This is a genomic window from Pseudolysinimonas sp., from assembly GCF_044239695.1.
Taxonomy (GTDB): domain Bacteria; phylum Actinomycetota; class Actinomycetes; order Actinomycetales; family Microbacteriaceae; genus Pseudolysinimonas_A.
Window position 1 is genome coordinate 36,990 of record NZ_JBIIAW010000012.1, and the last position, 9,501, is coordinate 46,490.

The window sequence follows — 9,501 nt, forward strand, 5'->3', positions numbered from 1 at the left end:
GCGGCACTCAACCCGCGGAACCTCGCGGTTTCGACACGCGCATGCGGCGCTCCTCAACCACCGAGGTCGTCGCGGCGGGTGAGACCGACGCGCGCCGTGAGCGACGGCGGCAGGAAGATCGCCCGCAGCCGCACCCGGAGCGGCGCGGCGGAGGCGATCGCGCGGCGGAGGGCGTCGACATCCTCGGGCGTCATCGCCCGCGCGCCGGGTCGGTCGTACGCCGCCGCCTCGACCCCGTGTCGCACCGACCGCACGGCCGCGTCGCCGACGACGACCGCGAGTCGGGCGCCGAGCTGCCGCGGCGTCTCGGAGTCGGGGGCGACCCAGTCGTGGTCGTGCGCGGTGTCGCGCACCTCCGCCCAGGCCGCCGCGGCATCCCCGGCGAGAACGAGCCGCATCCGGCGTGAGCGCACGACGACCCGCCAGATCGCGGGCACGAGCAGCAACAGGATGCCGCCGAGCGCGACGAGGAGCACCACCGGTACCGGGCTCTGCGCCGCGGCGACGACGGGCGAGTCGTCGACCGTCTCCTCCTCGGGCGCCGTCGTCGGGGCCGCGGGAGCCGGCGTCACCGGCGCGGCCTCCGGATTCTCTGCCTCGTTCTCGGGCGTCGCGGGGTCGTCGACACCGGCCGCGGTCGAATACGACGGCGCCGCCCCGCGTCCCGGGGTCGGCTCGAAGCGCAGCCAGCCGATGCCCTCGAAGAACAGTTCCGGCCACGCGTGCAGGTCGCTCGAGTCGACGAGGAACTCGTTGCGATCGCCGAGGCTGTTGCGCACCCCCGGCTGGAAGCCGACGACCATCCGCGACGGGATGCCGACCGCCCGCGCCATCACGGCCATCGACGACGCGAAGTGCACGCAGTAGCCGCTCTTGGTCTCGAGGAACTGCTCGATGACGCCGATGCCGGTGCCGTCGTAGTCCTGCTCGACCGGGGTGTCGATCGAGTACTCGAAGTCGCCGTCGGCGAAGTAGCTCTGCAGCGCGATCGCCCGCTCGTACGTCGTCCCGCTGCCCGCGACCGTGTCGGCGACCTGCTGGATGCTCGTCGGCAAGTCGGGCAGCTCCAGGTACCGCTCGAGATCCTCGACCGGGGCGTCGGCGTTGAGCTGCGCGAGGTCGGGCTGGATGTCGAGGAACGACACCGAGTAGTCCTGCCCGCGGGCATCCGCTCCCCCGCTGCGCACCGAGAGCCCGTCGGGTTCCCAGCGCCAGGCACCCTCGACCCCGGTGACCGCGGTCGCCGGGTATGGCACCGGCAGCCAGCGTCCGCCGACATCCGCGATCTGGATGTCGGCGGTGTAGGCCGCGCGGGGCACCGCGTCGTCGAGCCCCTGCGGCGGCGGGAAGTCGGCGACGTCGTTCGCGGGGTCGGTGTCGGTGTCGGGCGTCCAGGTGATCCCGGTGAACTCGTCGAGGGTCGCGAGGCGCAGGTACAGCCCGCCGGGGGCGTCGCTCGAGTAGGTCAGCGCCGGCACGATCTCGTCGCGGCGCAGGTCGTCGCCGAGGTCGACGAGCGGGTTGAGTCCGGTGCCGATGCCGTTCCCGGATGCGGTCGGGGCGTCGGGAGGTTCGGGGAACACCGCCGGCAGCACGAGCGACCCCACGATGACGACGGCCGCCGTGGCGAGCACGCCCGGCAGCGGCATCGGTCGGCGCCCCACCCGCAGCAACGCGAGGAACGCAACGGCGGCGAGCACGAACCACACCGGCTCGGCGAGGCCGCCCCGCACCGCCACCGGGATGTCGAGCACGACGAGCAGCGGCAGAGCGGCCGTCGCGGGCAGGCGGTCGAGCACCGGCGCGATGAAGACGACCGCGACGACCGCGAGGATCGCCAGCAGGAAGAGGATGCCGTCGGTGGCGGTCGCCGGGGTGCGTTGCGTCGAGATGGCGGCGGCCCCCTGGCCGACCAGCTCGCCCCAGCGGCCGACGGTCTCGACCGTCGGGATGACCCCGAGCAACGCGACGTCGCGGGCGTAGCCGAAGGTGAGGGTGGCGACGCCGGCGACGAGTCCGGCGACGAAGGGCTGCCAGGGGCGGCGGCCGATCCGGGCGGCGATCCCGATCGCGAGCACCGGCAGGATGACGGGCAGGGCGGCGGGCGCAAACCAGTTCTCGCCCTCGAGCAGCGGAGCGAGTCCGCCGAAGGCCACGAGCAGCGCGACGGTGAACAGCACGAGGCGCAGCGACGTGCGGTTGGCCGCGGCACGACGGGTCACGAGATCAGCGGCCACGGACGTAGCCCGTCTGGCTCGAGGCCGCCCGCCAGGCGTCGCCGGGATCGTCGCGGTCGTCGACGGCGACGCAGATCCAGCCGGCGTCACGCAGCCGTTCGAGCACCTCCGGTCGCGCCCCGACGAGGAACGCGTAGGCCGCCTCCCCCTGCAGCCGCCGACGGATCAGCCAGTCGACGGTGGCATCCTCCGGGTCGCCGAGCACCGCGAACATCGGCCCCGCGCCGTCGATCGGCGCGAAGGCGGACGGCGCCCGCAGGTCGGGATCGAGCAGTTGCACGCCCGCGAGGCTCGTCAGGAACCCCTCCGCGCGACGCCCCTCCCAGCGGTCGCCCATCCCCTCGATCTGCGACCGCGCCGACTCCTCGACGCCGACCCGGAACCCGGCGGACTCCAGGTGGAGGCCGAGGGAGGCCACCATCCTGACGGCCCATTCGAAATCGTCGCTCGCCCAGTCGGCCGACCACGACATCCCGGTGTCGCGCGCGGCGTCGGGATACCCCTGGCGGCGGGTGTCGACGAGGATGCGGGCATCCGGGTGGCTGCGGTGCTCCTCCTGGCGCACCATCAGCTCGCCGTGGCGGGCCGACGCGCGCCAGTGCACCCGGCGCAGCGCGTCGCCCCTCCGGTACTCACGGGTGGTGAGGTCGTCGTCGTTGCCGGCGACCTTGCGCTGCACGAGCTGCGCCTCGCCGTCGCCGTCGGCGAGCGTCGGGCCGCCTTCGGTGAGCGACGAGACGGCGGGGACGACGACCAGCCGTTCCGGTCGCCCGAGGGCGAGCGTCGAGACCGCCATGCCGAACGGGTCCTCGTGCTGCACGACGAACGGGCCGATCGCGTAGAGACCACGCCGGGGCGGATGCAGGTCGTACGTCACGAGCCGGGGATGCCGCCGGCCCGGGTTGATCCAGCCGATCTCGCGCGCCCCGAGCGGCTCGAACCAGGGCAGCGACTCGTCCCAGGCGAACGGGGTCGTGCGCGACGATCCGACGTTGGTGACGCGCACCGTCACCTGCGTGACGCCGCCGACCGCAACGACGGGGGGCGAGAACAGGCGGGAGACCTCGAGCTTGGGCCGCCGCAGACGCACGAAGAGCAGCCCGACGGCCGGCAGCAGGAGGGCGATCGACGCGGCGACGAAGTACTCCCGACGGCCGAAGCTGTAGCCGAGCACCACCGCGAGCAGCCCGAGCGCCAGCGACGTGCCGGCGCGCCAGGTCAGGCGGATCGACCGGGTGCGCGCGAGCGCGCGGGTACCCGGATCGCCGACCGCGACGGACGTGCGGGCCACGGTGCGGGGCTCCGGGTTCAGACCGCGCCCGAGGCGCCGAGCGGCACCGGGGTGCTCGCGACGATGCGCGACGTGATCTCGGCGAGCGCCTCCCCGCCGAGGGCGCCGCTCGCCCCCGACCGGGCGGGGATGAGGCGGTGCGCGAGCACCGGCACGGCGAGGGCGTCGACGTCGTCGGGAAGCACGAAGTCGCGCCCGTCGAGCGCGGCCCGGGCCTTGCTCGCCCGCACCAGTTGCAGCGTCGCGCGCGGGCTGGCGCCGAGACGCAGCTCGCGATCGACGCGGGTCGCCGCGGCGATCGCCACCGCGTACTGCTCGACGGCAGGGCTCACGAACACCGCGCGCACGGTGTCGATCATCTTCCGCAGGCGCTCGAGGGTGACGACAGGGGCGAGCCGGTCGAGCGGGCTGCCGGTCTCGCGCTGCCGCAGCATCGCGGCCTCGGCAGCCTGGTCGGGGTAGCCCATCGAGATGCGGGCGGTGAACCGGTCGCGCTGCGCTTCGGGGAGGGCGTAGGTGCCCTCCATCTCGATCGGATTCTGCGTGGCGATCACGGTGAACGGGTCGGGTAGCGCGTAGCTCGCACCATCCACCGTCACCTGCCGTTCCTCCATGCTCTCCAGCAGCGCGCTCTGCGTCTTCGGGGAGGCGCGGTTGATCTCGTCGCCGATGACGATGTTCGCGAACACCGGCCCCGGCTTGAACTCGAACTCGCGGTCGCTCTGGTTGTAGATGCTGACGCCGGTGATGTCGGCCGGCAGCAGATCGGGCGTGAACTGGATGCGGCTGACCGAGCAGTCGACGCTGCGGGCGAGAGCCCGGGCGAGCATCGTCTTGCCGACGCCCGGCACGTCTTCCATGAGGAGGTGCCCTTCGCTCAGCAGCACCGTCACCGCGGTCTCGATGACGGAACGCTTGCCGTCGATGACGGTCTCGATCGCGGCGACGACGGCGCGGGCATCCAGCAGGAACTCGCCCGGCGACAGCGCGGGGTTCGTCTCTGCGTGCGTCCCGGTCCCTGATCCGGAGTACTCACTCATCCCGCGAGTCTGCCATTGCATTCCCGATACGTCAGCTGAGAATGTGCCGTCATGGGCGAATACAGCAGCTACATCTCCGGTCTGTCGAAGGCGTCCGCCGTGACCGTCGAGACCTTCCGCACGCGGGCGCTCGAACTCGTGCCCGACGCCGACGAGGGCGTCAGTTACGGCATGCCGGCGTTGCGCTACCGGGGCCGTCCGCTCATCTCGGTGGTGCACACGCAGCGCGGCTATTCGGCGTACCCGTTCAGCGCCGACGTCGTCGCCTCCACCCTCCCGCTCGCGACCGGCCTGGCCGCGACGAAGGGCGCGATCAGGTTCACCGACGCCGACCCGCTGTCGACCGCCGCATTCGACCACCTCGTGCGGGCTCGACAGGCCGAGATCGACGCGGCGCTCGGGCCGGTGCGTTCGTAACTCTCGGGATTCCGACGCTTTGTCGACGTCTGGTCGATGAGTCCCCGGAATCCCGAGAGTTGGGGACGGCGTCACGATCGCTCGACGACGCCGTCCGGCGGCGGGCCGATATGCGCGGCCCGCTTCCGCGGCTGGACACCGCTGCGTTTCTAGGGCCCGCCGGCCTCGAGCCCCGCGCGATACCCCTCGTCCCACGCCTCCGTCGAACCGACGCGGAACATGTCGGTGTCGGCCGACCGGATCAGCGCCTGCGCTCCGTGCGGGTCGATCCCCTCGGTGACGTAGCGCCCGAGCCCCCGCACGACGGCGACGGGGGTGCCGTTCGCCTTGCCCTTGACGAGGTCGGCGGCGGCGGCGATCTCGTCGCCGACGGCGGGCTGGGTGACGGCGAGTTCGTGACCCGACGCGTCGCGGGTGCCGCGCAGGTCATCGAGCACGCGCAGCCCGGCGGCACCGATGGCGACATCGGTCTGCCCGTCGCGCCAGGGCCGCCCGAAGGTGTCGGTGATGAGAACGCCGAGACGGATGCCGAAGCGTTCCCGGAGGGCGGCGCAGAGTGCACGGGCGGAGGCATCCGGGTCCTCCGGTAGTAGCAACACCGTGCCGTCGTCGGTGTTGCTCGCATCGACACCCGCGGCCGCCATCACCTGCCCCCAGCGGTTCTGCACGATGCGGGTCGTGCCACGAGTCGCGACGATGCGCACGGCTTCGGCGGTGATCGCGTCCTCCCGATCCGCGGCCTGCACGATGCGACCCTCGGCCTTGCTCACGATCTTGGAGGTGACGGCGAGGATGTCGCCATCCTGCAGTTCCCCGGCTCTGTCGGCGATCAGCTGTGCGAGGTCATCGCCGGGGTGGATCTCGGGCAGGCCTTCGACCGCCCACACGGTCATCACGGGTTCAGCCCCGGCAGCACGTCGCGCCCGAACACCTCGAGGAACTCCGCCTGGTTGCGACCGACGTTGTGCAGGTAGAGGCGGTCGACACCGAGGTCGAAGAATCCCTGGAGGTACGCCCGGTGCGAGTCGGGATCGGCGGAGATGTGCAGCCGCCCCTCGAAGTGTTCCGGACGCACCATCCGCGCCATCTGCTCGATCTCGTACGGCGAGCGGATGTCGGCCTTCGGAAACCGCAGCCCGAGGTTCGGCCACTGTTCGAGGGCGTTGCGGGTCGCCTCCTCGTCGGTCGGCGCCCAGCTCACGTGCACGCGCATGATGCGCTGCCCGCCCGTGCGGCCGACCTCCCGCGCACCCTCGTCGAAGCGCCGGAAGAGGTTCTCGAGCTTCTCTCGCGGAGCCGTCTCGGTGATGACGCCGTCGGCGACGCGGCCCGCCCGCTTGGCGGTGACGGGTCCGGATGCCGCGACGTAGATCGGCGGCGGGGTGGCCGGCACGGTCCACAGTCGCGTCGACTCGAGTCGGTAGTACTTGCCCTCGTGCCGCACGTCCTTGCCCGTCGACCCGGAGACAAAGAGCTTGCGGATGATGTCGATCGCCTCGAACATCCGGTCGATGCGTTCCGGCGCATCCGGCCAGTACTGCCCGACGACGTGCTCGTTGAGCGCTTCGCCGCTGCCGAGGCCGAGCCAGTGGCGTCCCGGGTACATGGCGGCGAGGGTCGCGGAGGCCTGGGCGACGACCGCGGGGTGGAATCGGAACGTCGGCGCCGTCACCCCCGTGCCGAGGTCACCGGTCGTCGTCTGCCCGAGGGCGCTCAGCACGTTCCAGACGAAGGAGGCCTGCCCCTGCTGCGGCACCCACGGCTGGAAGTGGTCGGCCGCCATCACGCCGGTGAATCCGTGCTGTTCGGCGACCTTCGTGATCTCGATGATCTCGGTCGGGTGGAACTGCTCGAGCATCGCCGCATACCCGATCACACCCACACTCGATTATCGCGCCCTCCGCGGGTTGAGTGCCCGCGTAGCGGGTGTATCGAAACCGAGAGGTTCCGCGGGTTGAGTGCCGCCGCAGGCGGTGTATCGAAACCCACCCCCGAGTACCCTCGCCGCATGCCGACGATCATCGCCATCACCCTCTTCACCGAAGACCTCGCCGCCTCCCGCGACTGGTACGCCCGCGCGTTCGGCCTCGCCGAGCACTACTCCGACGACGACTCGGTCGTGTTCATGTTCGACGGCACGATGGTCAACCTGCTGAAGGTCTCGGAGGCGCCCGAGCTCATCACCCCCGCGCCGGTCGGTGGTCGGGATGCCGGCGTGCGCGCGCAGTACACGCTGGAGGTCGAGGATGTCGACGCCGCCGTCGCGTCCCTTTTCGCCGCCGGGATCAAGGTGCTCAACGGTTCGATTGATCGGCCCTGGGGTATCCGCACAGCCGCGATCGCCGACCCCTCGGGTCACGTGTGGGAGTTCGCGAAACGAATCGACTAGCGCCTAGGGCGGAGGGTGAGAACCATCTCCTCGACGTTGCGCCGCGCAGACCTGGAGGATTTCGAGTCCGTTGCTCGGGCACCTCCCAACGAACTGTGCGGGACGCTGATCGTCAATCTTTCCACCGCGAAAAACTCGGCCGCGAACGCTTCAAGGCTTGCTGCACTCTGGCCGTTGCTACAAGCGTGGTTCGGGAACGTTAGGACCACTGTTGATCCCGCATCGGCTAGGGCCCGAAACAGATCACGAAATGCCCGAGAAGAATTGCGACGTGAACTGAAATCCGAAGTGAACCTATCTCGTAACGCTGGCGCGCGGCCGGCTCCCTGTAGTTCTTCCCAACCACCACGTGCTATGCCCTCAAGTACATGGTAGAAGCGGCTGTACTGAACTTCTGAGTATGGGGGGTCACAGAAGACTAGGTCGCTCGAGCGAACAAACTCCTCCGCAAAGTGCTGAGCGTCGTCGACGACCGCTAACCCGGTTCGCTGCGCGTGGATTGAGGCGATTCGGATTGCGCTCTTCTCAGCGAGCGTCGAAACGCTACGGGACCAAGCACTGGATATGTGCGGGAGTAGGCGTTCGCTCGGTTGGAACGGTTGAGCCGTATGCCCTGGCGCGGCAGCAGCGCTGGAGCAGGCTTCCAATACCGCCGCGAGTAAGACAATCTTCGACTCTTTAGGCGCATCCTCAATCGACTCAATGAGCGAATCGATCTCGAGGGTCTGTTGAAGCGAAAAGTAGTGGCCGGCATAAGCTCTCGTGACCCAACCAGAAGAGCCGAGCGAGCTCGCGAGTTCGCGTTCATTGAGCGCGGCGGACCGCGTAAGGGGCTCGCCCGCCGCATAGGACCTCACCCCGTGGCGGATGCGGCGGAGCTTGGCTCTCTCGAGCCATTCGCTGACGACGTCGATCGAAATTGGATCCGTGCGTTCAAGTACCGCGCCGGCAAGAACGCCCGAGTACGCCTGAGTGTCGACGGCAACGACCTCCGTTGGATACGAGACCGCAAGGGTTGATGCGACTACCGCGGACCCCGAGAAGAGATCCACGAAACGGTCGCGATTAGTCACCTCGCGCAGCAGCAGACTTCCGAGGCCGACCTTGAGCATGGCCGCCTTGGATCCCATGTACTTCATATCTATGCGACCGGCAACGGATCGTTCCAGCTGCGGCGCCACCACAGCGACAGGAGCCCAAATGATGTTGCGCCAAAGACTCGATCGTTCGCCTGGCTCATGAAATCCGAGAGCGTTGGCTCGCTAGCGAAGGCGAGCATCTCGGAGGCGGCGAATTCACTGTCGTGCCACAAGTCAGAGAGCGACGTTTGACGTGTCGAGTTCCAAAGTCCGGCTTCGATCCCAACGCTCGCCGCCCAGGGATCGAGGTCGGAGACGTTCAATCCCGAATCGACAATCAAACCATCCACAGCCAATGTGGCGAACCTAGCTAGAATTAGTGCTCTTGCAATCATTCCGGCCGCCTCGGGAACCGATGGGTCGCGACTCAGCGCGTACTCAAACACCGTCGAGCCAAGCAAATTCTCGACGCCGGCCGCTTGCTGGCCAATCACCCGAGGTTGCGCGGCACCTAGATTGCTCGCGAACCTTGCGAAGTCAGAATCGATCCGCTCGGGCTTCATGCTCTTGCCGGCCGCTTCTCGCGCTCGGAGGAGGACCCGAAGACAGAACTGAGCGTCGAGCCTCTCAAATCCGTTGGAAAGCAGCGGCTCAGCGGCTGACCAAAAGTCTTGGACGCCATTCACCAGCCACTCTAGGTCGCTCGGACTGCTCAGGCCCCTCAGATCGGAAGCGCCGTAGCTCGACGCGTTCCGTCGGGCGCGGTCTCGAGTGAACTCTCGCAAGTCGTACCCGATCAGACCGAGTATCTCATCCATCGGGCGATCAAGGAACTCGTCAGTCCCCTGGGTCGCGGTCCAATCCGCCAGCGAACTTTGGTCAAGGAATACGCCCTCAAGAAAGAACTTCTTAGAGTCGGCAGTCTTCATCCACGCCTTCAACGCCTGCCAGACTGCCTCATGCGTACCTTCACCTGCCAAATGCGCGATCGTCCGATCGGTTCGCAGTACCACGTGGGAATTGCTTCTGATTAGAACACCGTGGCGCG

The 9,501-nt window shown here is 69.1% G+C and carries 9 protein-coding genes; 2 read left to right on the forward strand and 7 right to left on the reverse strand.

Annotated features, from left to right (window positions below; translation table 11 throughout):
• Positions 1-53: 53 nt before the first annotated feature.
• The 3 genes from ACILQS_RS03555 to ACILQS_RS03565 are packed head-to-tail and all read right to left on the reverse strand — an operon-like array spanning position 54 to position 4,568.
• A complete protein-coding gene (locus ACILQS_RS03555; RefSeq protein ID WP_395638722.1) occupies positions 54-2,237 on the reverse strand; it encodes a transglutaminaseTgpA domain-containing protein in 2,184 nt (727 codons plus the stop codon).
• Positions 2,227-3,528, reverse strand: coding sequence for a DUF58 domain-containing protein (locus ACILQS_RS03560; protein ID WP_395638723.1), 1,302 nt, complete (start codon positions 3,526-3,528; stop codon positions 2,227-2,229). Before ACILQS_RS03560 ends, ACILQS_RS03555 begins: the two co-directional genes overlap by 11 nt.
• Positions 3,529-3,545: 17 nt before the next feature.
• Complete coding sequence (locus ACILQS_RS03565; protein WP_395638724.1) at positions 3,546-4,568, reverse strand: AAA family ATPase; 1,023 nt, start codon at positions 4,566-4,568, stop codon at positions 3,546-3,548.
• A 51-nt stretch (positions 4,569-4,619) separates the two neighbouring features.
• On the opposite strand from ACILQS_RS03565, the gene ACILQS_RS03570 reads away from it, so the two are divergent.
• A complete protein-coding gene (locus tag ACILQS_RS03570; RefSeq protein ID WP_395638725.1) occupies positions 4,620-4,985 on the forward strand; it encodes an iron chaperone in 366 nt (121 codons plus the stop codon).
• A gap of 149 nt (positions 4,986-5,134) precedes the next feature.
• Here the strand turns inward: ACILQS_RS03570 and ACILQS_RS03575 are convergent, their stop codons facing one another.
• Together ACILQS_RS03575 and ACILQS_RS03580 are read right to left on the reverse strand one after the other, a co-directional pair.
• The gene (locus tag ACILQS_RS03575; protein WP_395638731.1) at positions 5,135-5,878 is read right to left on the reverse strand and encodes a coenzyme F420-0:L-glutamate ligase; all 744 of its coding nucleotides are present in this window, start codon (positions 5,876-5,878) and stop codon (positions 5,135-5,137) included.
• The gene (locus ACILQS_RS03580; RefSeq protein WP_395638732.1) at positions 5,878-6,843 is read right to left on the reverse strand and encodes a TIGR03557 family F420-dependent LLM class oxidoreductase; all 966 of its coding nucleotides are present in this window, start codon (positions 6,841-6,843) and stop codon (positions 5,878-5,880) included. Before ACILQS_RS03580 ends, ACILQS_RS03575 begins: the two co-directional genes overlap by 1 nt.
• A gap of 150 nt (positions 6,844-6,993) precedes the next feature.
• On the opposite strand from ACILQS_RS03580, the gene ACILQS_RS03585 reads away from it, so the two are divergent.
• Entirely contained in the window at positions 6,994-7,374 is a 381-nt protein-coding gene (locus ACILQS_RS03585) for a VOC family protein (RefSeq protein WP_395638726.1), read from the forward strand.
• Here ACILQS_RS03585 and ACILQS_RS03590 read toward each other — a convergent pair.
• On the reverse strand, positions 7,371-8,558 hold the full coding sequence (locus ACILQS_RS03590) for a DNA adenine methylase (protein WP_395638727.1): 1,188 nt from the start codon (positions 8,556-8,558) through the stop codon (positions 7,371-7,373). The two genes, ACILQS_RS03585 and ACILQS_RS03590, sit on opposite strands and share 4 nt — an antisense overlap.
• A partial coding sequence (locus ACILQS_RS03595; RefSeq protein WP_395638728.1) for a hypothetical protein occupies positions 8,516-9,501 on the reverse strand: 986 nt, incomplete at its 5' end. The genes ACILQS_RS03595 and ACILQS_RS03590, both read right to left, overlap by 43 nt.

What these genes read in the sequence shown, in the direction of transcription:
- ACILQS_RS03565 (WP_395638724.1), bottom strand. Translation starts at nt 4,568, where the DNA reads ATGAGTGAGTACTCCGGATCAGGGACCGGGACGCACGCAGAGACGAAC.
- ACILQS_RS03570 (WP_395638725.1), top strand. Translation starts at nt 4,620, where the DNA reads ATGGGCGAATACAGCAGCTACATCTCCGGTCTGTCGAAGGCGTCCGCC.
- ACILQS_RS03575 (WP_395638731.1), bottom strand. Translation starts at nt 5,878, where the DNA reads ATGACCGTGTGGGCGGTCGAAGGCCTGCCCGAGATCCACCCCGGCGAT.
- ACILQS_RS03580 (WP_395638732.1), bottom strand. Translation starts at nt 6,843, where the DNA reads ATGCTCGAGCAGTTCCACCCGACCGAGATCATCGAGATCACGAAGGTC.
- ACILQS_RS03585 (WP_395638726.1), top strand. Translation starts at nt 6,994, where the DNA reads ATGCCGACGATCATCGCCATCACCCTCTTCACCGAAGACCTCGCCGCC.